At 75.1% G+C, this 21,117-nt stretch carries 24 protein-coding genes; 7 read left to right on the top strand and 17 right to left on the bottom strand.

Annotated elements, in window-relative coordinates; translation table 11 throughout:
• Positions 1 to 3 precede the first annotated feature (3 nt).
• The 7 genes from QOZ86_RS02230 to QOZ86_RS02200 form a co-directional block, all read right to left on the bottom strand.
• Positions 4 to 1,887 carry an AAA family ATPase gene (locus QOZ86_RS02230; RefSeq protein WP_284490311.1) on the bottom strand — a complete coding sequence of 628 codons (1,884 nt, stop codon included), beginning with the start codon at positions 1,885 to 1,887 and terminating at the stop codon, positions 4 to 6.
• 138 nt (positions 1,888 to 2,025) lie between these two features.
• Positions 2,026 to 2,694 (bottom strand): lipoprotein, encoded by a 669-nt coding sequence (locus QOZ86_RS02225; protein ID WP_284490310.1) that lies wholly within the window; start codon positions 2,692 to 2,694, stop codon positions 2,026 to 2,028.
• A 200-nt stretch (positions 2,695 to 2,894) separates the two neighbouring features.
• A complete protein-coding gene (locus tag QOZ86_RS02220; protein WP_284490309.1) occupies positions 2,895 to 3,614 on the bottom strand; it encodes a hypothetical protein in 720 nt (239 codons plus the stop codon).
• Positions 3,615 to 3,798: 184 nt separating this feature from the next.
• Positions 3,799 to 4,377 carry an MOSC domain-containing protein gene (locus QOZ86_RS02215; protein ID WP_284490308.1) on the bottom strand — a complete coding sequence of 193 codons (579 nt, stop codon included), beginning with the start codon at positions 4,375 to 4,377 and terminating at the stop codon, positions 3,799 to 3,801.
• A gap of 66 nt (positions 4,378 to 4,443) precedes the next feature.
• Entirely contained in the window at positions 4,444 to 5,565 is a 1,122-nt protein-coding gene (locus QOZ86_RS02210; protein ID WP_284490307.1) for an XdhC family protein, read from the bottom strand.
• Positions 5,566 to 5,660: 95 nt separating this feature from the next.
• A complete protein-coding gene (locus QOZ86_RS02205; protein ID WP_284490306.1) occupies positions 5,661 to 6,770 on the bottom strand; it encodes a vWA domain-containing protein in 1,110 nt (369 codons plus the stop codon).
• 79 nt (positions 6,771 to 6,849) lie between these two features.
• Positions 6,850 to 7,737, bottom strand: coding sequence for an AAA family ATPase (locus QOZ86_RS02200; protein WP_284490305.1), 888 nt, complete (start codon positions 7,735 to 7,737; stop codon positions 6,850 to 6,852).
• Positions 7,738 to 7,813: 76 nt separating this feature from the next.
• On the opposite strand from QOZ86_RS02200, the gene QOZ86_RS02195 reads away from it, so the two are divergent.
• Positions 7,814 to 9,109: a M18 family aminopeptidase gene (locus QOZ86_RS02195; protein WP_284490304.1), complete on the top strand. Its 1,296-nt coding sequence runs from the start codon at positions 7,814 to 7,816 to the stop codon at positions 9,107 to 9,109.
• 191 nt (positions 9,110 to 9,300) lie between these two features.
• Here QOZ86_RS02195 and QOZ86_RS02190 read toward each other — a convergent pair whose 3' ends face one another.
• On the bottom strand, positions 9,301 to 10,122 hold the full coding sequence (locus tag QOZ86_RS02190) for a DUF2382 domain-containing protein (protein WP_284490303.1): 822 nt from the start codon (positions 10,120 to 10,122) through the stop codon (positions 9,301 to 9,303).
• A gap of 350 nt (positions 10,123 to 10,472) precedes the next feature.
• Between QOZ86_RS02190 and QOZ86_RS02185 the strand changes: the two genes are divergently transcribed.
• Positions 10,473 to 11,282 carry a DUF3097 domain-containing protein gene (locus tag QOZ86_RS02185; protein WP_284490302.1) on the top strand — a complete coding sequence of 270 codons (810 nt, stop codon included), beginning with the start codon at positions 10,473 to 10,475 and terminating at the stop codon, positions 11,280 to 11,282.
• On the opposite strand, the gene QOZ86_RS02180 is transcribed toward QOZ86_RS02185, so the two are convergent.
• The 5 genes from QOZ86_RS02180 to QOZ86_RS02160 all read right to left on the bottom strand — a co-directional run bounded on the left by QOZ86_RS02180 (position 11,269) and on the right by QOZ86_RS02160 (position 15,336).
• A complete protein-coding gene (locus QOZ86_RS02180) occupies positions 11,269 to 11,808 on the bottom strand; it encodes a hypothetical protein (protein WP_284490301.1) in 540 nt (179 codons plus the stop codon). The two genes, QOZ86_RS02185 and QOZ86_RS02180, sit on opposite strands and share 14 nt — an antisense overlap.
• Positions 11,790 to 12,383: a hypothetical protein gene (locus tag QOZ86_RS02175; protein ID WP_284490300.1), complete on the bottom strand. Its 594-nt coding sequence runs from the start codon at positions 12,381 to 12,383 to the stop codon at positions 11,790 to 11,792. Before QOZ86_RS02175 ends, QOZ86_RS02180 begins: the two co-directional genes overlap by 19 nt.
• A 108-nt stretch (positions 12,384 to 12,491) precedes the next feature.
• Positions 12,492 to 13,031, bottom strand: a complete 540-nt coding sequence (locus QOZ86_RS02170) for a PRC-barrel domain-containing protein (RefSeq protein WP_284490299.1) — start codon at positions 13,029 to 13,031, stop codon at positions 12,492 to 12,494.
• Between the two features lie 139 nt (positions 13,032 to 13,170).
• On the bottom strand, positions 13,171 to 14,022 hold the full coding sequence (locus QOZ86_RS02165; protein ID WP_284490298.1) for an aldo/keto reductase: 852 nt from the start codon (positions 14,020 to 14,022) through the stop codon (positions 13,171 to 13,173).
• Between the two features lie 63 nt (positions 14,023 to 14,085).
• On the bottom strand, positions 14,086 to 15,336 hold the full coding sequence (locus QOZ86_RS02160; RefSeq protein WP_284490297.1) for an MFS transporter: 1,251 nt from the start codon (positions 15,334 to 15,336) through the stop codon (positions 14,086 to 14,088).
• A gap of 136 nt (positions 15,337 to 15,472) precedes the next feature.
• On the opposite strand from QOZ86_RS02160, the gene moaA reads away from it, so the two are divergent.
• The 4 genes from moaA (at position 15,473) to QOZ86_RS02140 (ending at position 17,649) form a co-directional block, all read left to right on the top strand.
• Entirely contained in the window at positions 15,473 to 16,528 is a 1,056-nt protein-coding gene (gene moaA, locus QOZ86_RS02155) for a GTP 3',8-cyclase MoaA (RefSeq protein ID WP_284490296.1), read from the top strand.
• A complete protein-coding gene (locus QOZ86_RS02150; RefSeq protein WP_284490295.1) occupies positions 16,525 to 16,773 on the top strand; it encodes a MoaD/ThiS family protein in 249 nt (82 codons plus the stop codon). The genes moaA and QOZ86_RS02150 overlap by 4 nt, the downstream gene beginning before the upstream one ends.
• 141 nt (positions 16,774 to 16,914) lie before the next feature.
• Entirely contained in the window at positions 16,915 to 17,109 is a 195-nt protein-coding gene (locus QOZ86_RS02145) for a hypothetical protein (protein WP_284490294.1), read from the top strand.
• Positions 17,110 to 17,181: 72 nt separating this feature from the next.
• Positions 17,182 to 17,649 carry a GAF domain-containing protein gene (locus QOZ86_RS02140; protein WP_284490293.1) on the top strand — a complete coding sequence of 156 codons (468 nt, stop codon included), beginning with the start codon at positions 17,182 to 17,184 and terminating at the stop codon, positions 17,647 to 17,649.
• An 83-nt stretch (positions 17,650 to 17,732) separates the two neighbouring features.
• Here the strand turns inward: QOZ86_RS02140 and QOZ86_RS02135 are convergent, their stop codons facing one another.
• Positions 17,733 to 18,380: a TetR/AcrR family transcriptional regulator gene (locus QOZ86_RS02135; RefSeq protein WP_284490292.1), complete on the bottom strand. Its 648-nt coding sequence runs from the start codon at positions 18,378 to 18,380 to the stop codon at positions 17,733 to 17,735.
• A gap of 57 nt (positions 18,381 to 18,437) precedes the next feature.
• Here QOZ86_RS02135 and QOZ86_RS02130 point away from each other — a divergent pair, with 57 nt between their 5' ends.
• The gene (locus QOZ86_RS02130; RefSeq protein ID WP_284490291.1) at positions 18,438 to 18,938 is read left to right on the top strand and encodes a quercetin 2,3-dioxygenase; all 501 of its coding nucleotides are present in this window, start codon (positions 18,438 to 18,440) and stop codon (positions 18,936 to 18,938) included.
• A gap of 9 nt (positions 18,939 to 18,947) precedes the next feature.
• Here the strand turns inward: QOZ86_RS02130 and QOZ86_RS02125 are convergent, their stop codons facing one another.
• The 3 genes from QOZ86_RS02125 to QOZ86_RS02115 all read right to left on the bottom strand — a co-directional run bounded on the left by QOZ86_RS02125 (position 18,948) and on the right by QOZ86_RS02115 (position 21,078).
• Positions 18,948 to 19,358: a molybdenum cofactor biosynthesis protein MoaE gene (locus QOZ86_RS02125; protein ID WP_014378492.1), complete on the bottom strand. Its 411-nt coding sequence runs from the start codon at positions 19,356 to 19,358 to the stop codon at positions 18,948 to 18,950.
• Positions 19,355 to 19,966, bottom strand: a complete 612-nt coding sequence (locus QOZ86_RS02120) for a nucleotidyltransferase family protein (protein WP_284490290.1) — start codon at positions 19,964 to 19,966, stop codon at positions 19,355 to 19,357. The genes QOZ86_RS02125 and QOZ86_RS02120 overlap by 4 nt, the downstream gene beginning before the upstream one ends.
• A 65-nt stretch (positions 19,967 to 20,031) precedes the next feature.
• Positions 20,032 to 21,078, bottom strand: a complete 1,047-nt coding sequence (locus QOZ86_RS02115; protein ID WP_284490289.1) for an ABC transporter ATP-binding protein — start codon at positions 21,076 to 21,078, stop codon at positions 20,032 to 20,034.
• Positions 21,079 to 21,117 lie beyond the last annotated feature (39 nt).

The following is a 21,117-nucleotide window of genomic DNA, read 5'->3' as shown; positions in this document are numbered from 1 at the left end:
CCGTCACGCCAGCAGCCTGGTGAGCGCCGGGCCCAGAGCGGTCAGCGACCGCACGGGGGCCACCGATCCGCCCCCACGGGCGGCCAGCGACCGGGACGCCGCCAGCGCCTCGGCCTCGGCGGCGCCGTCGGGCAGCGGGCACAGCACGTCGAGCCGGTCGATGCCGGCCAGCGCCGAGCCCGCGGGGCCGCCGGTGGTCGCCAGGCAGTCCGACAGCAGGACGACGACCCGCTCGTCGGCGTGCGCCGCCGTCCGCAGCTGGGCCGCGGCCGCCCGGAGCGCCGCCGCCAGGTCGGTCGTGCCGTGGCCGCGCAGGCCCACCAGCGCCAGCACCAGGTCCTCCGGTGACCGGTGCCGGCCGTGCTGCTGCAGCACCTCCACCCGGTCGGCGAAGGCGAGCACGCTGGTCTGCAGCCGCTCCCCCGCCGCCAGGACCACCCCGGCCGCGGCCACCGCCGCGATCGCCACGCCCAGCCCGCCCATCGACCCCGACCGGTCCACGACGAGGCAGACCGCCCGGCGGGAACCGGTCCAGCGCCGGGTCACCACGTCCTCGGGCAGCGGCGGCCACGGCCCGGTCCAGCGGTCCAGCGTCCGGTCGAGGTCCAGCTCGCCGTCCCCGCCGCGGGCCGCGGCCAGCCGCCGGGTGCCCCGCGCGCGTGCGCTGCCCACCCTGCCGACCTGCACGAACACCCGCGCCGCCAGGCGACGAGCGGCCGCGCGCAGCTCCCGGTCGGTGGCCAGCGCCAGGTCGGCCAGCAGGGCCGCCGCCGCGTCCGGATCCGCGCCCATCAGCGCGGCGAACGCCTCCTCGTCGAGCTCGCCGACCTCGGGACTGACCTCGTCGAAGGAGGCGTGCCGCAGCTGCAGCTCCCGGCGGGCGGTCTGCCGCGGGCCGCGCCGGCCAGGCCGCTCGCGCCGCTGCGCACCGGCATCAGGGCCTGCCGCCTCAGGCGGCAGGCCCCCCGCTTTTCCCGGGCCGTCCCCGGAGGGCGCCGGAGGTGCGTCGGGCGGTCCGTCGGCCGGTGGCCCGGCGTCGGCCGGCCACACCTGGTCGAGGATCTCGTCCAGGACGCTCTCCGCGGTGCGCTCGACGCCCTCGGTCACCCGGATCCGCCCCGACAGAGCGGCGTGCAGGGCGTCCCGCGCCGCGGCCCGTGCGCCGTCGTCGTCCAGTCCCGCCATGCCGCGCAGCCGCACGAGTCCGCCGAGCAGGAGCACGAGGTCGATGGCGCCGCGCACCGACGACCCGGTGCGCAGGTCACGGTGGTCGCGGGTGGCCCGCACGAGCCGGACCGCCAGCGTCACGGGACGAGGCTCGGCCCCGGTCACCGCCGCGACGATCTCCTGCTCGGCGGCCTCGTCCTGGTAGCCGAGCACCACCCGGCACATCCGGTCGGCGATCGCCTGCCCGACCCGTGCGGTGCCGATCGCGTCGAACGGGTTCATCGCGGCGATCAGGCGGAACCCCGCCGTCGCCCGCACGGTGCCGAGGCGGGGAACGGCGATCTCGCCCTCGGTGAGCACCGTGATGAGGACGTTCAGCGTCTCCTCGGGGATGCGGTTGAGCTCCTCGAGGTAGAGCAGCCCGGAGCCGCGCATCGCGGTGAGCAGCGGCCCGTCGGTGAAGCTGCCAGGGACGTAGCCCTCGGCCATGACCGCGGCCGGGTCGTAGGAGCCCACCAGCCGGGCGGGGGTCAGCTCCGCGTTGCCCTCGACGAAGACGACGTCGTGCCCGGTCTCGTCGGCGACGGCACGCAGCAGAGTGGACTTGCCGGTGCCCGGGGGCCCTTCCAGGACCACGTGCCGGTTCGTCTCGAGCGCGACGGTGAGCACCTCCCGCTCGCGCTGCAGCCCGATCACCGGGCCGGGGGCCGTCGGGTCCACGCGCACGGGGTTCCTCTCGTCGCAGGTGTCGCGCGCAGTCTGCCCTGCCCGGCCCGGCCGGCTGCGGGGCCACCGGGCGGTGCGTCCGGCCGGGAGCGACCCCGGCCGGACGCTCGTCCTGCGCCCGACGGACGCGGATCAGGCGCCGCCCATCATCTCCATGAGGTCGATCGCGTCGGAGGGGGCGGAGATGTCCTCCTCCTCGCCGAACCGGCTGAAGGTGACGGTGCCGGAGGAGTCGCCCTCGTTGGTGATCCGGACGGGGTACGACGGCTCGTCGTTGGCGACGAACAGCTTGCTGCCGTCCTCCTGCTCGACGACGACGACCTCCTGGCCGTCGACCTCGTCCTCGGTGACCTCCTCCTGGACCTGGCTCTCCGGGTCGCGGAACTGCTCCACGAACCCGTCGAGGGAGAAGTCGTCGAACTCGGCCATGGCCTCGCCCGGGACGACCAACCACTGGCCATCGAACCCGGCGGCCATCTCCTCCGGCATGCCGAAGGAAGCCCAGAAGTCCGGCGGCGCCTGCAGGTACACCGAGCCGTCGAGGCCCAGCAGCTGGAGCTCGACGCCCTCGGTGGTGATGGAGCCGATCAGGTCCTCCCCCTGCACGTGCAGGTCGACCTCGGCCTCCTCGCCGCCCGACGTCACCTCGCCCGAGACGTGGAAGGAGCCGGCCTCCTCCAGGGCGTCGGCAGCGGCAGCGGCGACCTCGGGGCCGGTCTTGCCGTCGAGCGGGCCGCTGCTGCCGCAGGCGGTAAGGAGGAGTGCCGCGGCCGCGGCCACGGTGAGCTGGGGGATGCGCATGGAGTTCCTCCGGAGGGCTGGATCCCGGAACCCGCACGTCCGGCCGGGGAGATCGTGCGGGTCGGCTGGCCGAACGACCAGCAGCCGGTATCGCCCGGCGTGTCGGTGCCGTCAGGGCCCCGGCGCGGGCGGCGTCCGGCGGCACGACCGAGCGCAGGACGGCGTCGGCACCGCTGGACCGCGCATCGGCACCGGCCGGGTCAGCCGCCGAGGTCGTCCAGGTCCACCGGGCTCGCCGGCGCGGTGATCGCCGCCTCGGTGCCGAAGTCGCGGAACTCGACGGTGGCCGGGGCCTCGCCCTCGTCCTCGATCAGCAGCGGGTACGGGTTCTCCTCGTCGTCGGCGACGGTGAGCGTGCTGCCGTCCTCCTGGGTGACGACGACGACCGGCTCACCGTCGAGCTCGTCGGTGGTGACCTCGCCGGTGATCTGGTCGCCACCGGAGGCCCGCAGCTCGTCGACCAGGCCGGACAACGTCAGAGCGGTGAAGGAGCTCGCCGCCTCGGCCGGCATGAGCACCCACTGCGCCTCGAGCTGCCCGGTGAACTCCGCCGGCATCCCGAACGACGCCCAGAAGCCTGCCGGCGCCATCAGGTAGGCGCTGCCGTCGACGTAGATCAGCTCCACGGTCACGCCGTCCATGACGATCGAGCCCTGGGCGTCGTCGCCCTGCAGCTGCAGGTCGAGCTCCTGGGTGGAGCCGGCCTCCTCGATCGAACCGACGACGTGCGCGGCCCCGGCCCCCTCCAGGGCGGTGAACGCGGCATCGACGATCTCGGACGCCTCCATCTCGGCCAGCGAGCTACCGCTCTCCTCGCCGGCGGAGCTGGCCGCCGCCTCGGAGCCGGACTCCTCGGAACCGCCGCAGCCGGCGAGCAGCAGACCCGCTGTCCCCATCACGGCGAGACGCCGAATGCGCATGTGTCCCCTCGTCATCCGCGAGAGCCCCGTGGCCCCGCCCGGAACCATGGTGCAGGCCGGCCGGTGGCTCAGCGCGCACCGGGTACGGCATGCGGATCGTGGCCCGTCCAGCTGTGGCACACCGTGCTCCGATCGCAGCGTCCCCCGAGGGGGGCGGGAACACCACCGGTTCCGGCGCGCGGGTTCACCGCCGGAGCCTGCCGAGGGGACGGGCGGCACCGGCCGCCGTGGCGTCCAGCGGCAGGGCGCTGCGCAGGACGGCGGGGCCCAGCCGGAGCACGCCGTCGGAGAGCGCCGCGCAGCGGACCCCGCCCCGCCCGCGGAGCCCTCGATGGGCGCCCGGCGCGAGCACCGCGTCCATCCACGCGCATGGATTGGCCGGTCGCCCGCCCCGCAGCAGGACCGGCCCGGCGCCGGAGTCGAGGACGAACTCCTGCCCGCGCAGCGCCTCCACCTCGGCCCCGCGCAGCACCACGTTCCGCCGGGCGAGCAGCGGGTCGGACGGCGCGGTCCCCAGCTCCGTCGCGAGCGACTCCAGCGACTCCACCGCCAGCACCGTCACCTGGGCGTCGCGGTGCGCCGGCCTCCCGGCGTAGCGGTCGCCCACGATGCCGACCCCCGCCCGGATCTCCAGCCGGTCCCGCCGATCGGCCGCCTGGTCCGGCACCGTCGCCCCGGGGCGGCCGGCGTAGCGGTGCGCCGGGGAGGCCAGCAGCCCGACGATCTCGACGTCGTACACGTACGGCAGCTCCGAGTTGATCATCGGCAGGTGGCTGCCCGCCACGCCGACGGGGACAGCCGTTCGACGATGATCACCAAGGAGGGGTCCTCAGCGGTCGGCCGTGCGATGGATGGGGCCGTCGACGGCGGCCAGGCGCCGGCCGGTGCCGCCCCACCGGCCCTGGACGATCTCCGCCGCGATCGAGACCGCCGTCTCCTCCGGCGTGCGCGCCCCCAGGTCCAGCCCGATCGGCGAGGAGAGCCGGCCGAACTCCTCTTCCGTGAGCCCCGCCTCGCGCAGCCGGTCCAGGCGCTCGTCGTGCGTGCGGCGGGAGCCCATCGCACCCACGTAGGCGACCGGCGCCCGCAGCGCGATCTCCAGCAGCGGGACGTCGAACTTCGGGTCGTGGGTGAGCACGCACAGCACGGTGCGCTCGTCGATCCGCCCGCCGTCGAGCTCGGCCCGCAGGTAGCGGTGCGGCCACTCGACCACCACCTCGTGCGCCTCGGGGAACCGCTTCGGGGTCGCGAACACCGGGCGCGCGTCGCAGACGGTCACCCGGTAGCCCAGGAACGCCCCCACCCGGGCGACCGCGGCGGCGAAGTCGATCGCACCGAACACGACCATCCGCGCCGCCGGGGCGAAGGAGTTCACGAAGACGGTCAGGTCGTCGCCCCGCCGCTCCCCGTCGTGGCCCACGTGCAGCAGGGCGGTGCGGCCGGCGGCGAGCATGCCGCGGGCGTCGTCGGCGACGGCGTCGTCCAGGCGCTGCGAGCCGAGCGTCCCCGACGCACGGTCGGGCCACAGGACCAGCCGCCGGCCCAGCCGGTCGTCGGGCCCGCCCACCACGGTGACGACGGCGACCGGCTCGTGCCGGCCCACCGACGCAGCGACCTCACCGAGCTCCGGGAACGACTCGCGCGAGACCGACTCCACGAACACGTCGAGGATGCCGCCACAGGTCAGCCCGACGGCGAGGGCGTCGTCGTCGCTGACGCCGTAGCGCCGCAGCGTGGGCTCGCCGGTCTCGACGACGTCCTTGGCCTCCTCGTAGACCGCGCCCTCCACGCAGCCGCCGGAGACGCTGCCCACCGCGGTGCCGTCCGGACCGACCAGCATCGAGGCACCCGCAGGGCGGGGCGCCGAGCGCCAGGTCCCCACCACCGTGCCCATGCCGACGGTCTCCCCCGCCTGCCACCAGCCGACCAGATCCTCGAGCACGTCACGCATCGTCAGGATCCTTCCGTCGGCACGGCGGCCTCCCTGCAGGGGCCCGGCGCGAGCATGCGAGCGGTGGGTGGCAGGGGGGGCCTTCGAGGGGTCCTTCAGGCACGCGAGATCACTCCAGACAGCTCCTCGAAGGCGGCCATGCTGTGCCCGGCGACGAAGTGGTCCACCGACGGCAGCGCCGCCTGCATCCCGCCGGTGAGCGGCTCGTAGCCGCTCCGGCCCTTGTGCGGGTTCACCCAGACGACGGCGTGCGCCAGCCGGCGCAGCCGCGCCATCTGCGCGGCCAGCAGGTCGGTGCCGCCGCGCTCCCAGCCGTCGCTGCAGACGACGACCACCGCGCCCCGCGCCGTGCCGCGCTGCCCCCACCGGTCGAGGAAGGCCTTGAGCACCTCACCGAGCCGGGTGCCGCCGGACCAGTCCGGGATCGCCTGGCCCCCGGCGGCCAGCGCCCGGTCGGGGTCGCGCAGCCGCAGCTCGCGGGTGACGCGGGTCAGCCGGGTGCCGATGGTGAACACCTCGGTCGACACCGGACGCGCCCGCACCGCGGCGTGCGCGAACCGCAGCAGCGCATCGGCGTAGGGCGTCATCGACCCCGAGACGTCGATCAGCAGCACCACCCGCCGGGGCCGGGGGCGCGCCCGGCGGTGCAGCAGCCGGCTCACCTCGCCGCCGTCCCGCAGCGCGCGCCGCACCGTGCGGCCCGGGTGGATCGCGCCGTGGACGGCCGGCCGCCGGCGCCGGGCCGGGCGCATCGGCGACGCCGGCACGAGCAGCGCGAACAGCTGTCGCAGGTGCGCACGCTCGGCGTCGGTCAGCCCGGCGACGTCCCGGTGGCGCAGCACCTCGTCGGCGCTGGCCTGCGCCGCCAGGTCGGGGGCGTCGCCGTCGTCGTCGCCCTCGCCGGTCCCGGCATCCAGCGGCGCGCTCGCGGCCAGCCGGACCTCCGGCTGCGCGGCGGTGCGGGGTATCCGGGCGCGCTGCCCGGAGAACCACGCCAGGAACGCGACGTCGTAGCGGTCCAGGTCGTCCGGCCCGGCGCAGAGGGTCAGCCGGCCCGCCCAGTAGACCGCCGCCGGGTCCAGCACGTCGAGGTGCCCGAGGGCGGAGAGCATCGCCGACACCCGGTCGGGAGAGGCGCCGACGCCGGCGTGCCGGAGCGTGCGCGCGAAGCCCAGCACGGTGTCGACGACGTCCCTCCCTGGCACCCGGGCATAGGAGGCTTTACCTACGTCCGGACCCCCGTTGTGGGGGGTAAAGCTTCCTATGCCTGGGGCGGTGCCGGGGTCAGCCACCGAAAAGCGCCTCCGGTCGCAGCGAGCGCACCCGCTCGGTGTCCTCCCGGTACTTGAGCACCGCGCCCAGCGTGCGCGCCGCGAGGTCCGGGTCGAGCTCGCGGGCGCCCAGGGTGTGCAGCGCCGTCGCCCAGTCCATGGATTCGGCGACCCCGGGCGGCTTGAGCAGGTCGAGGGTGCGCAGCGTCGCGGTCGCCCGGGCCACCTGGTGCGCGAGCTGCTCGGTGACCTCGGGCAGCCGGCGGCGCAGGATCGCCACCTCGCGGTCGAAGTCCGGGTGGGCCAGCCAGTGGTAGAGGCAGCGGCGCTTGAGCGCGTCGTGCACCTCGCGGGTGCGGTTGGAGGTGAGCACCACCAGCGGCGGCGTCCGGGCCCGCACCGTGCCGAGCTCGGGGATGGAGATGGTGAAGTCGCTCAGCACCTCCAGCAGGAACGCCTCGAACTCGTCGTCGGCGCGGTCGACCTCGTCGATCAGCAGCACGCTCGGGGAATCCTCCAGCGCCTGCAGCAGCGGCCGGGCCAGCAGGAACCGGCGGTCGTAGAGGGAGGCCTCCAGCCGCGCGGGGTCGTCGGCGGCGTGCGCGGCCTCCGCGGCGCGCAGGTGCAGCAGCTGGCGGCCGAAGTCCCAGTCGTAGAGCGCCTGGCTGGCCTCCAGCCCCTCGTAGCACTGCAGCCGGTAGATCGGCCGGCCGGTGAGCTGCGCCAGCGCCTGGGCCAGCGCCGTCTTCCCGACGCCGGCCTCGCCCTCCAGGAACAGCGGTCGGTGCATGACCAGGGCCAGGTAGGCGGCGGTGGCCAGGCCCTCGTCGGGCAGGTACCCGGTCGCGTCGAGCGCGGCGGCCAGCTCGCCAGGGCTGCCGGGGACCGTGGGCTCGCTCACACCGCGAGCATCCCACCTGCAGGCTTCCCCCCGCGCCCGCCCCCGCGCCGCCGGACGCGTCGGGCACGATGGCCGCATGCCGAAGCCGGATGCCGCCCCGACCGACGAGCTCGCCCTCGGCGACGACCTGCGGGCGTTCGTCGACGCCTCCCCGTCCCCCGCGCACGCGGTCGCCGAGCTGGTCCGGCGGCTCACCGCGGCCGGATTCACCGAGCTGGCCGAGGGCGACGCCTGGGCGCCGTCCCCCGGTGGGCGGCACTTCGTGGTCCGGCACGGCAGCCTGGTCGCCTTCCGGATGGGCAGCGCCCCGCTGGCCGAGGCCGGGATGCGGCTGGTGGGCGCGCACACCGACTCCCCCACGTTCAAGGTGCGGCCGCGCTCCGACGTCCGGCAGGCGGGGTACCGCCTCGTCGGCGTCGAGCCCTACGGCGGCGGCCTGTGGCACACCTGGCTGGACCGCGAGCTGACCGTGGCCGGGCGGCTGGTGCTGCGTGGTGGCGCGACCGCCCTCGTGCGGCTGCCCGGCGCCCCGCTGCGGCTGCCCTCGCTGGCGATCCACCTCGACCGCTCGGTGCGGGAGGGCCTGACCCTGGACCCGCAGCGGCACCTGGTGCCGGTCTGGTCACACGACCTGGCCGAGGAGCCGGGGCTGATGGCCGCGCTGGCCGACACGGCCGACGTCGCCACCGACGACGTCGTCGGTCACGACCTGGTGCTGGCCGACACCCAGCCGGCCGCGCGCACCGGCGCCGACGGCACCTGGGTGGCCGCGCCCCGGCTGGACGACCTGGCCTGCTGCCACTCCGGGCTGCTCGCCCTGCTGGCGGCGCCCGCCGGCGAGCGGACCCAGGTGCTGGTCTGCAACGACCACGAGGAGGTGGGCAGCGGCTCGATGGCCGGTGCGCGCGGCAGCTTCCTCGAGGACGTCGTCCGGCGGCTGGCCGCGGCCACCGACCCGGCCGACCCGCAGGCGGCGCACCGGGCCCTCGCCCGCTCCGTGCTCGTCTCGGCCGACATGGCGCACGCCGTGCACCCGACCCGCGCCGACCGGCACGAGCCGGCCCACCAGCCCCAGCTCGGGGGCGGGCCCGTGCTCAAGCTCAACGCCAACCAGGCCTACGCGACCGACGCCGCCACCGGTGGCTGGTTCACCGAGCGGTGCGCGGAGGCGTCGGTCCCGGTGCAGTCGTTCGTCACCCGAGCCGATCTCCCGTGCGGCAGCACCATCGGCCCGCTGACGGCGACCCGGCTGGGGATCGCGACGGTCGACATCGGGGCGCCCATGCTGGCCATGCACTCCTGCCGGGAGCTCGCCTCCGCGCTCGACGTCCCGCTCATGGTGGGTGCGCTCGCGGCCTGCCTCGGCGACTGAACCACCCCCGGGACGACGGCGGCGGGGGGGGGGGGGGGGCGCCCCCCCCGGGGGGGCGGCGGGGCGGGGGGGGGGGGCGGGCCCGGGGCCGGCCTGGGCGTGTCACCCCCCCCGGGGACGACGGCGGCGGCCGCCCGAGGAGTACTCCTCGGGCGGCCGCCGTCGTCAGTTCCGGCCGGAGCCGGGGGCGATCACATGCGACGGGTGTCGTCGCCGCCCTCGGTCTCGATCTCTTCCTTGCGCACATCGGCCGAGACCTGCTCCTGGTCGGTGACCGTGGTCTTGTCGAGGCGGACGCGCTCGACCGGCACGGCCTCCTTCTCCACCACGGGGCGCTCGGCGTGGAGGGTGACCTCGTGCTCCTCCTCGCTGATCGCCGGGCCGTCGAGGGCGTTGCCGACGTTGGCGTCGGTGATCGGCTCGCGCTCGACACGCACCTCTTCCCGCGTCACGGGCACGGTCTCGGTGACGTTCTCGCTCACGACGTACTTGCGCAGCCGGGCGCGGCCGGTCTCCTCGGACCGGGTGCCGACGTTGAGCCGCTCCTCGGAGCGGGTCATGGCGTTGTCGGTGGTCGGGCCGGAGGTGTCGTGGCCGACGGTGCCGGTGGTCTCGGTCATGCGCGCGGTGTCGGTGGTCTCGGTCATGCGGGCGGCGTCGGTGGTCTCGGTCCTGCCCGCGGTCGTCTCGGTCGCCATGCCGGTGCCCAGGCCGTAGTAGCGGTAGAGCTCCTGCTCCTCCGCCGGGGACAGGTGACCGTCGGTGTCGATCTTCGGGGCGTCCTTGACCCGGTCCTTGGTCACGGCGACGCGGACGCCGTCGTTGGTCAGGTCCGCGTCCCGGATCGGGACGAAGGACTCCTTGGTGCCGAACAGGCCGGTGCGAACCGTCACCCACTCGGGCTGGCCGGTCTCGTCGTCCAGGTAGACCTCGGAGGCCGACCCGATCTTCTGGCCCTCGGTGTCGTAGACGTCCTGGCCGATCACGCGGCTGATGGTCTCGGTGCCGATCATGGTCGTTGTCGCTCCTATCTGCGCTCGGGGTTGCGTTCGTCACGGAGATGGGTGACCGCAATGGGCGACGACAAACGACACGCCGTCGATCGTCACGTCGGTGCAACGGAGCCCGACCACCGCCCGCAGACCCGCCTCGCCGCCGGGCGGTCGGTGTAGCCGCAGGTCAGGGCGGCGTAGATGGCGAGCGACCGGGTCATCGGCCGAGAGGATCGGCGGCGGTACCGATCGTCACACTGCGGATTTTCGCCCTGGCCGGGCGTGTCGGCGCCTCCCGTGCCGGCCCGCCGCCGGGCGCGGCCCGGCGCGTCGTCCTGGAACAGCGGGTGCGTCGTGCTCAGCATGGAGGCATGCCACCCCGTTCGCCGTACGACGACCTGGTCCACCCCCGCACCGTCAAGAAGCCGAGCCCGCAGGTGGAGGCGGAGCGCGACCTGGTGGTGGAGGACCCGAGCTCGGGGTTCGTCGGCGCCGTGGTGCGCTGCGAGAAGGACGTCGTCCACCTCGAGGACCGCCGCGGCCGCGTCCGCGCCTACCCCCTCGGGCCCGGGTTCTGGGTGGAGGGCCGGCCGGTGGTCCTGGTGCGGCCGAGGCCGGCCGCGCCCGCCGGCCCGGCCCGCAGTGCGTCCGGCTCGACCTACGTGGCCGGCGCCCGCGCCCGTGTGGCGCGCGAAGGGCGCATCTACGTCGAGGGCAAGCACGACGCCGAGCTCGTCGAGAAGGTGTGGGGCCACGACCTGCGGATCGAGGGCGTCGTGGTGGAGCCGCTGCACGGCGTCGACGACCTGCCGGGCATCGTCCGCGAGTTCCGGCCGTCGTCGGGCCGTCGCCTCGGCGTGCTCGTCGACCACCTGGTGACCGGGTCCAAGGAGACGCGGATCGCCCAGCAGGTCACCGGCGAGCACGCCCTCGTCGTCGGCCACCCGTTCATCGACATCTGGCAGGCGGTGAAGCCCTCGGTGGTCGGGATCAAGGCCTGGCCGACCGTGCCGAAGGGCGAGGACTGGAAGGGCGGCGTCTGCAAGCGGCTGGGCTGGGAGGACGACACCGGCTACGTGTGGGCCCAGCGCATCCTCGCCCGCGTGCGCACCTGGACCGACCTCGAGCCGGCGCTCATCGGCCGGGTCGAGGAGCTCATCGACTTCGTCACGACGGACTGAGCCTTCCCGGGAATGACTCGCCCGCCTCCCGGGCACTGTGCTCTGGAACACAGTCCAGCACGGGGAAGAGAAGGGTGAGAACGGCCATGCGGCCTCTGACGCACGACGATCCCCACGCCATCCCTCGCAACGGCACCGACGCGCCGTGGCCGGACCTCCCCGCCGCTCCCGGCGCCGGCCCCCGGGAGGCTGCTCCCGCCCCGGAGGTCTCGCAGGCACCGCAGGACCGGCAGGACTCCCCTGCGACGGCGGCGCAGCCGGCGACGTAGGGAGCGTCGGCCCAGTCGGCGACGCGCGACACCATCGGCAGGCGGGAGCGGACGGTGATCCCGGTGACCGCCACGGCCAGGACGGGCACGGCCACCGCGATGCCGGCGAGCAGCGGCCACGGGACGTCGATCAGCGGCCGCGCCCCCGCCCCGTAGTCGGTGCTGGTCAACGGATAGGCCACGGCGACGCCCGGCGCGAAGCCGACCAGCAGGCCGAACAGGGCGCCCCCCATCCCGATCACCGCGGCCGACCCCATGGGCGATGAACCGTCGGTCGCGCGGCGCCGCCCCGATCGCGGCGAGCGTCGCCAGGTCGGGCCGGGCGTCGGCCAGCGCGAGCCGGTCGCGGCAGCGCGGGCACCCGGAGCAGCTCGGTGGCGGACACGTCGATCTCGGTGGCGGGCAGCGCCACGCGGCCGAGCTCCACTTCGCGCGTCCCGTTCCACGTGGAACCGGCGAGCGTCACCTGCCCCGCGTCGTCGACGGCTCCCGAGCCGAAGACGACCGCCCGTCCCGCCCGCAGAGCGGCGCCCACGTGATCCCGCCACCGGGCGTCGCTGGCCGCGGCCGCCGTCGCGATGTCCGCCACGACGACCTCACTCCCGTAGGTGGGCTGAGCCGAGCCGACGTCACCCGCGAACCAACCGCACTCCGGAAGCTCGCCGGTGCAGCCGGCCCGGACGGTTCCCAGCGACCGCGGCTCCTCCGGGGTCGACGCGACGGTCTGCACCGGGCCGACCGGACGCCCGGGCAGCTGCTCACCCGCGACCCGCTCCGCCGCGGCCCAGCCGGCCGGCCCGCTCTGGTACATGGAGATGGTCGCCGATTTCATCGGCGCCTGCGGCAGGTAGTCCCGCCGTGCCTGGCTAGCCGTGGGAGGCAAGGACCGCGGGCGGCGCGGGGGCCGACGACACCCCGCGCCGCCCGGAGACCGGGGTGGTCAGCGCTCGCCGTAGCGGCGCAGCAGCGGTTTCTCGGTCTGCGGCGCAGCCACGTTGCGCTGAGCCTCCGGCGGGTCCAGCGGACCTGCCACCTGGTCGTCGTCGCGGCTGACCACCTCGTCGTCGCGCCTGACCACCACGTCGTCGGTCACGTCCAGCCGCACGGCGTCGACCGGGTGCGCGGGCTCGGTGACCGTGCGGGGGGCCGACACCTCGACCTCGTCGTCCCGCTCCAACCCGTAGTACCGGTAGAGCTCCCGCTCCTCGGCCGGCGAGAGCCGGCCGTCCGGATCGATCTTCGGGGCGTCCTTCACGACGTCTTTGGCGACCGGGACCCGCAGCCCGTCGGTGGTGAGCTCGGCGTCCCGCAGCGGGACGAAGGTCTCCTTGGTGCCGAAGAGACCGGTCTTTATCGTCACCCATTCGGGCAGGCCGGTCTGGTCGTCCAGGTAGACCTCGGAGGTCTCGCCGATCCGGCTGCCGGTGGCGTCGTAGACGTCGCGATGGCCCAGTTCCGCGATGCTGGCGGCGTCGATCATCGTCGTTCTCCTCTGCAGGCTTCGGCGTTGCGCCGGACCCTGCATGAGGTGTCCGGCAGGGGCGCCGGGAAACGATCCGGCGCCCGCCGTAAGGAGTCCGTAAGAGGATCGCCATGCGGCCGACGCCGGGGGCGTCAGCTCAGCGGGGGATCCAGTTGAAGTCGTCCGGGTCGGGGCCGGTGCGCTCACCGCGGTCGAGCGCGGTGATCGCACCCATCTGCTGCGTGTCGAGCTCGAAGTCGAAGATCGCGAAGTTCTCCTCGACCCGGCTGCGGGTGACCGACTTGGGGAAGACGACGTCACCGCGCTGGATGTGCCAGCGCAGCGTCACCTGGGCGGCGGTCTTCCCGAGCTGCTCGGCGATCCCGGCGATCACCGCGTCCTCGGTGACCTTGCCCTTGGCGATCGGCGCCCAGGCCTCGGTCACGATCTCGTGGTCGGCGCCGAAAGCCCGCACGTCCTCCTGGGTCAGGTAGGGGTGGACCTCGATCTGGTTGACCGCCGGCCTCGTCTCCGAAGACGCGAACAGGTTCCGCAGGTGGTGCGGGTTGAAGTTGGAGACGCCGATGGCCTTGGCCCGGCCGCTCGCGTAGATCTCCTCGAGCACCTTCCACCGCGCCACGTAGTCGCTGGCGGCCGGCAGCGGCCAGTGGACGAGGAAGAGGTCCAGGTAGTCGAAGCCCGAGGCCTTCAGGCTCTGGTCGAACGAGCGCAGGATGTCGTCACGCTCGAGCCGGTTGTTGTTGAGCTTGCTCGTGACGAATACCTCGCCGCGGTCCAGGCCCGACTCCCGCACCGCCTGCCCGACCTCGGCCTCGTTGCCGTACATCTGGGCGGTGTCGATGTGCCGGTACCCGATCTCCAGGGCCGTCCGGGTTGCCTCGACCGTCTGGTCCGGCGGGATCTGGAAGACGCCGAAGCCCAGCTGGGGGATCTCGACACCGTTGTTCAGGGCGATGGTGGGCACTCCGGGGGCGGGCGTTGCAGCCACGGGCATTCCTTCCGCTCGGGGGGCGCCGCGCGATCGGTTGCGCGCGACCGGCCTCCCGTCCGCCTACCCGTCGATCGGTCGCTCAACCCGGACGACGCCCAGGGCGCCGGTGTCCGGCCGCGGTCGGAGCGCCCGGCTCCCGACGAGGGCCAGCAGGGCCGCGGCGGCCGCGGCCCCGGCGGGCACGGCGAACGCCGCCTCGGCGCCCCAGGCGTCCACGGCGGCGCCCGCCAGCGCCGACCCCACCGTGACGCCCAGCGTCAGGCCCGAGATGGTCCAGGCCAGCGACTCGGTGAGCATCCCGGGGGCGACGCGGGACTCCACGAGCGAGGTGCCCGAGACCAGCACCGGCGCGATCGTCAGCCCGGCGAGGAACCCGCAGCCGATGAGCGCCGGCAGCGAACCGACGCCCCACAGCAGCTGCGCGGCCAGCCCGAAGGCCACCGTCGTTCCCACGAACCGGGCGGCCAGCGTGCCGGGCAGCCGGACCAGCCCGTAGACCAGCCCGGCGACCAGGCTCCCGCCGGCGAAGACGGCCAGCACCGCGCCGGAGAGCGCCTGGGCGCCCTCCGCCTCGGCGAAGCCCACCACCACGACGTCGATCGCACCGAACACCGTGCCCACGCCCAGGTACGTGACGACGACGACCAGCAGCGTGGGCGTGAGCGCCGCCCACCACCGGACGGGCGTGTCGGCCCGCAGCGGGTGCCCCGGCGGATCGGTGTCGCGCAGCGCCGCCAGCCACAGGCCTCCGACCGCGCCGAGGACCACGCCGGTGAGGAAGCCGACCGGGGGTGCGACCAGGGTCGCGAGCAGGGTCACCAGCACCGGGCCGACGACGAACACCACCTCGTCGGCGACCGCCTCGAAGGCGAAGGCGGTCTGCCGGCCGGCGGGGTCCAGCACCGCCGACCAGCGGGCCCGTACCAGCGAACCGATGTTCGGGCTGCTGCCCCCGACGGCGGCGGCGAGCAGGAACCAGCTCCAGCGCGGCCCGCCGGCGACGACCGCCGCGACGAAGGCCACGCCGGTGACCAGGAACGCGGCCATCGCCACGCGCAGCACCGGCCCCTGGCCCTGCCGGTCCATGGCCCGGGCCCACTGCGGCCCGGCCAGGCCGTAGCTGAGCGCCAGCGTGCCGGAGACGGCGCCGGCGAGGCCGTAGCTGCCGGTCTCCTGCTCGACCAGCAGCACCGCACCCAGGCCGAGCATGGGTGCCGGGAGCCGCCCGACCCAGCCCGCCAGCGAGAAGGCGGCCGCGCCGGGGACGGCGAACAGGCGGCGGTAGGGGCTGAAGACGGTTCCGGCGGACACGGCTCTCTCGCGCTTCCTGGCCACGGGCGAGTGCGGGACGACCTCCGCCGGTCTCTCGGGTGGCGACCGCGACGGTAGCAACGCCGCTGCGCTCCACGGGCCCGCGCCTGTCGCGGGGCGCGGCTACATTCGGGCCATGACCAGCGCCTCGCTCCCCGAGCCCACGGTCCGGAGCGACCCGGCCGCGCCCGCCCCGGGCAGCGGCGGCCTGGTCGACCGGTACGGCCGCACCGCCACCGACCTGCGGGTCTCGCTGACCGACCGCTGCAACCTCCGCTGCACGTACTGCATGCCGCCCGAGGGGCTGGACTGGTTGCCCAAGGTCGAGGTGCTCACCGACGAGGAGATCGTCCGGCTGGTGCGCATCGGCGTCGAGCAGCTGGGCATCCGCGAGGTCCGCTTCACCGGCGGCGAGCCGCTGCTGCGCCCGGGTCTGGTGGGCATCGTCGCCGCGGTGACGGCGCTGCACCCCCGCCCGGAGGTCAGCCTCACCACCAACGCCATCGGCCTGGCCCGGGTGGCGCCGGCGCTGGCCGCGTCGGGGCTGGACCGGATCAACGTCAGCCTCGACACCGTCGACCGGAACCGGTTCAAGCAGCTCACCCACCGCGACCGGCTGGACGACGTCCTCGCCGGCCTGGCCGCGGCCCGCGGCGCCGGGCTCACCCCGGTCAAGGTCAACGCCGTCCTGATGCGCGGCCTGAACGAGCAGGACGCGGTCCCGCTGCTGGACTACTGCCTCGAGCAGGGTTACCAGCTGCGGTTCATCGAGCAGATGCCGCTGGACGCCCACCACGCGTGGACCCGCGGCGAGATGGTCACCGCGGAGGACATCCTGGCGCGGCTGTCGGCGGCGCACACGCTCACCCCGGACACCGAGGAGCGGGGCTCCGCGCCGGCCGAGCGCTGGCTGGTCGACGGCGGCCCGGCCACCGTGGGCGTCATCGCCTCGGTCACCCGCTCGTTCTGCGGCACCTGCGACCGGACCCGGCTCACCGCCGACGGGCAGATCCGCAACTGCCTGTTCGCCCGCGAGGAGTCGGACCTGCGGACGGCGATGCGCGAGGGCGCCACCGACGCCGAGCTGGCCGACCGCTGGCGGATCGCCACCCTCGGCAAGCTGCCGGGCCACGGGATCGACGACCCGAGTTTCCTGCAGCCGAACCGGCCGATGTCGGCGATCGGGGGGTGAGCGTGCCGGTCACCGTGCGCTACTTCGCCGGGGCCCGCGCCGCTTCCGGCGTGGACACCGAGACCCGCGACGCGACGTCCCTCGACCAGCTGGTCGGGCAGATCGTCGCCGACCACGGCGAACGGCTCGAGCGGGTGCTCACCGCCTGCTCGTTCCTGGTCGACGGCACCCAGACCCGCGACCGGGCGACGGCGCTGGCACCGGGTTCGGTGGTGGACGTGCTGCCGCCGTTCGCCGGAGGCTGACAGGCCCGGGAGCATCGCAGCGAGCGCCAGCGAGCGAGGAGCGGACCGGGCCGCGGAAGCCGACCCGAGTGCCCGGAGGCTGACAGGCCCGGGAGCCGAACCGTCTGGCCGGGGATCGATCCGCCCGCGAGAATGGGGGACATGAGCATCTTCGACAAGGCGAAGGCCAAGGCCGAGGAGCTGTACGGCCGCGCCGAACAGCTGTACGGCGAGTCGCACGGCGACGCGGCCGCCCAGGTGGACGGCGAGGCGCACCGGCTGGAGGCCGAGGCCCATGAGGCGGAGCTCCAGCGCGCCGGGGAACAGGACGACGACGGGCTCGCCGGCGCCCGCTGACGCCTCGACGGCGATTGGTCAGGAGCTGCGCAGGGAATACCGACCGGCATGGTTCCGGCACGGATCGCCGACGTGGCACCGTGGAGCGACTGGGACGCCGCGGCCCGGGGCACCCTCCGCTTCCTGCACGACTACCTGGGCTGGGACGTGTGGCTGGTCACCCACGTGGAGAGTGACGTGCAACGGGTGGTGCACGCCCACCCCGACGGCGCGGTGCGGCCGGGTACCGAGCTGGCGTGGGAGCGCAGCTTCTGCCGGCAGATGATCGAGGGCCGGGCGCCGCGGGTGGCCACCGTCACTGCCGCCGTCCCGGAGTACGCCAGCCGCACCACCGGGCTGATCCAGGACGTCGCCGCCTACATCGGCGTGCCGCTCGTCACCCGCGACGGACAGCTGCACGGCACGCTGTGCGCCGTGGCCTTCCGTGCCAGGCCGCGCAGTGCAGCCCGTGACCTCGCCCTGGTGGAGACGACGGCGCGCATGCTGAGCACCCTCCTCGCGACCTCCGACGACCGGCAGCAGGGCACCGGTGCGAGCTGAGCAGGTGACCAGGTCACGGTTCCGCGTGGACGTCGACGTACCGGCTCTTCCGGTACGGGAGTGCGCCGGCTGAGCCGGCCGCGTCAGCGGTCGAGCAGTGCGCGCTGCATCTGGTCGGCGAGCCAGCCGCGGTAGTCGTCGGGCGACCAGTCGCGGGAGCCGACGAGCGCCGCGTGGTGCGCCGGGTCGTTGAGCAGCCAGAGCACATCCACCGCGCGCTCGAAGGACAGGCCCGCGCGCAGGGCGCCGGTCGTGACCAGGTGCTCCAGGACCATTCGCGCCCCCCGCACCCGGTTGTGCTGCAGGGTCTGCCAGAGCTCGGCCACCTCGGGCGCGGTGTCGGCGGCGCGCCGTACCGCCTCGAACGCGGCCGCGGCACGCTCGGCAATGAGGGTGCACACGCCGGCGTAGGCGTCCAGGACGGCGGCCGGCTCACGAGCCGCCCAGACCGGGCGGAACCAGGGGCGGTCGGCCACCGGGACCGGCTCGTCGTCGCCGGCCAAGGCCTCGTCGAGGACCCGCTGGAGCAGGGCGGGCTTGGAGCCGAACGCCGCGAACACCGTGGGGCGGGCCACGCCGGCCGCCCGGGCGACGTCGGCCAGCGACGTGGCGGCGTAGCCGCGCGTCGTGAACAGCTCCGCAGCGGCCGCGGTGACCGCGCGACGGGTTCGCCGAGCGCTCTCCTCGCGGACAGGGGACCGGTAGGCGCGGGGGCCCTTGACTGCACTCACTCGAGTGACCATACTGCCATCTATTCGATAGACAGTGTCCACCCGAATGGAGCCGTCATGCCCGATCCGCTCCCTACGAGCCCTCTGCTCCTGCGCGCCGGCGAGGGCAGAGCGTTGTGGTTCCTGGGGAACCTGGTCACCGTCAAGGCGGGCGGGCCGCAGACCGACGGCGGGGTCACCGTCGTGGAGTTCCTGAACCCGCCCGGCTTCGCTCCGCCGTTGCACCGGCACCTGGACGAGACGGAGATGTTCCAGGTCCTCGAGGGCTCGGCCACCTTCACCTGCGGGACCGAGTCGTTCACCGCCACCCCCGGGGACTTCGTGCTGCTGCCGGCGGGCGTGCCGCACACGTTCGTCGTCGCGCCGGACGGGCCGCTGCGGACCCTGCAGATCACCACCCCGGCCGGGTTCGAGCGGTTCGCCGCCGCGGTCGGCGCGCCGGCCACCGAGCGGCGGCTGCCCGACCCCGCGCCGGTCGACCCGGCGGCCCTGGCCCACGCGGGCGAGCTCCACGGCGTGGAGATCCTGGGGCCCCCACCCGTGCCGGCGGGCCCGTGAACCGGTAGCTCAGGGGCAGGCGACCCATTCCTCCTCGCCGTCGGTGAACACCTGCCGCTTCCAGATCGGCAGCCGCTTCTTCACCTCGTCGACGAGCTCGGCGCAGGCGGTGAACGCCTCGCCGCGGTGGGAGGTGCTGACCGCGCAGGCCAGGGCGACGTCGCCGATGCCGAGCAGGCCGATGCGGTGGCTGACGGCAACGGCGTGCACGCCGGGACGGGCCGCGAACTCCTCGGCCAGCTCGGTGATCACGTCGGCCGCGCTCGGGTGCCCGACGTACTCCAGCTCGGTCACCGAGCGGCCGCCGTCGTGGTCGCGGACGACACCGGCGAAGGAGACGACCGCGCCGGCCGCCTTGTCGGCGACCGCGTCCTCGTGCTCGGCGACGGACAGCGGCGCATCGACGACCCGGGCGATCACGGGCCCGAAGGTACCCCGGGCGGCGGGACGTCGAGGTCGGCCGGATCGGCCAGGCCGGTGCAGTCGACCTCGACGACGTCGTGCGCGGCGAGATACCGGCGCGCGCCCTCGTCGCCGGTCGCCGTCTCGATGACCCCGGCCCAGTGCTCGCGGCCCAGCAGCACCGGATGCGCACGGACGCCGTCGTAGGTGGCGACGGCGAGCGCGTCCGGGGATGCGTGCTCGGCCATCCGCCGCAGCGCGCCGGCCGTCATGCCGGGCATGTCGACCAGCGTGACCAGGGCGGCGTCCATCGCTCCCCCACCCCGCCGCCCCGCCGCCAACGGCCAGCCGCGCAGCCCGTCCAGCCCGGCGCGCAGCGAGGAGGCCATGCCGGTCTCCCAGTCCTTGTTCGCCAGCACGGTGGCCCCGGTGAGGTCAGCCGCCCGCCAGACGTCCACCGCCTGGGCGCCCAGGACGACGAGCACCGGGTCGCACACCTCGTGCGCCGTCGCCACCGCCCGCTCGACCAGCAGGCTGCCCTCGTACTGCACCAGCGCCTTTGGCATCCCGTAGCGGCGGCCGCCCCCGGCGGCGAGGACGACGGCGGCGAGGATCGGTGAACTCACTCCCCCACCCTCCCAGCCCCCGCCGCGCGATGAGCAGCTTCCCTGATCCTCGCGGCTCCGAGGCGTCAGCGGGCGTAGACGGCGACCTCGGAGGCCTTGACGCTCGCCCACACCTCGGCGCCTGGAGCCAGCCCCATCTCGGCGAAGGAGGCGGCGGTGACGTCGGCGACCAGCGGCACCTGACCGGCCAGCTCGCAGCGCACCGTGGCGCCGTGCGGGGTGGCCGCCACCACCCGGGCCGGCCACACGTTGCGCGGGCTGCCCGCGGGCCGGGTGGGGTAGAGCGCCACGGACTCCGGCCGGACGGCGGCGAACACCGGGCCGGACGTCTCCTCGGCCACGGCCACCGTGCCACCGCCGTCGAGCCGCACCAGCATGCCCGCGCCGGTGCCGGGCAGCAGCGCCAGGCCGACCAGCCGGGCCACGTAGTCGGTGCGGGGGCGGCGGCTCACCTCGACCGGCGTGCCGGTCTGCACGACGCGCCCCTCCTCCACGACGACGACGCGGTCGGCCAGCGCCAGCGCGTCCACCGGGTCGTGCGTGACCAGGACCGTGCTCCCGGCGAACCCGGCGAGGTGCCGGCGCAGCTCGGCCCGCACGGCCAGCCGGGTGCGCGCGTCCAGTGCCGAGAGCGGCTCGTCGAGCAGCAGCAGCGACGGGTCGCCGGCCAGCGCCCGGGCCAGGGCCGCACGCTGCGCCTGTCCGCCGGAGAGCTCCGCCGGGCGCCGGTCCCCGAGCTCCTCCAGCCCGACGCGCGCCAGCCAGCCGGCTGCTCTCTCCCGGGCGGCGCCCCGGCGCATGCCACGGGTGCGCAGCCCGAAGGCGACGTTGTCGGCCACGCTCAGGTGCGGGAACAGCAACGCGTCCTGGAACACCATGCCCAGCTCCCGGCGGTGCGCGGGGACGAAGGTGGCGCCGTCGTCCCAGATCTCGCCGTCCACGACGACCCGGCCCCGGTCGGGCCGCAGCAATCCGGCCAGGATGCGGACGAACGTCGACTTCCCGGCCCCGTTGGGGCCGAGGAGGGCCAGCACCTCCCCGTCGGCGACGGTCACCTCGACCTGGAGCCGGAGGCTGCCCCGGACGGCGTCGACCGACGCCGCGACGCTCACGGGCCCTCCTCGCTGGCGCTCGTCGGCCGCGTTCGCGGC

Source organism: Blastococcus capsensis (assembly GCF_030165005.1).
GTDB classification, from domain to species: domain Bacteria; phylum Actinomycetota; class Actinomycetes; order Mycobacteriales; family Geodermatophilaceae; genus Blastococcus; species Blastococcus capsensis.
The sequence above is the reverse complement of the archived record's forward strand: the minus strand, read 5'-3'. Positions and strand labels throughout refer to the sequence as shown.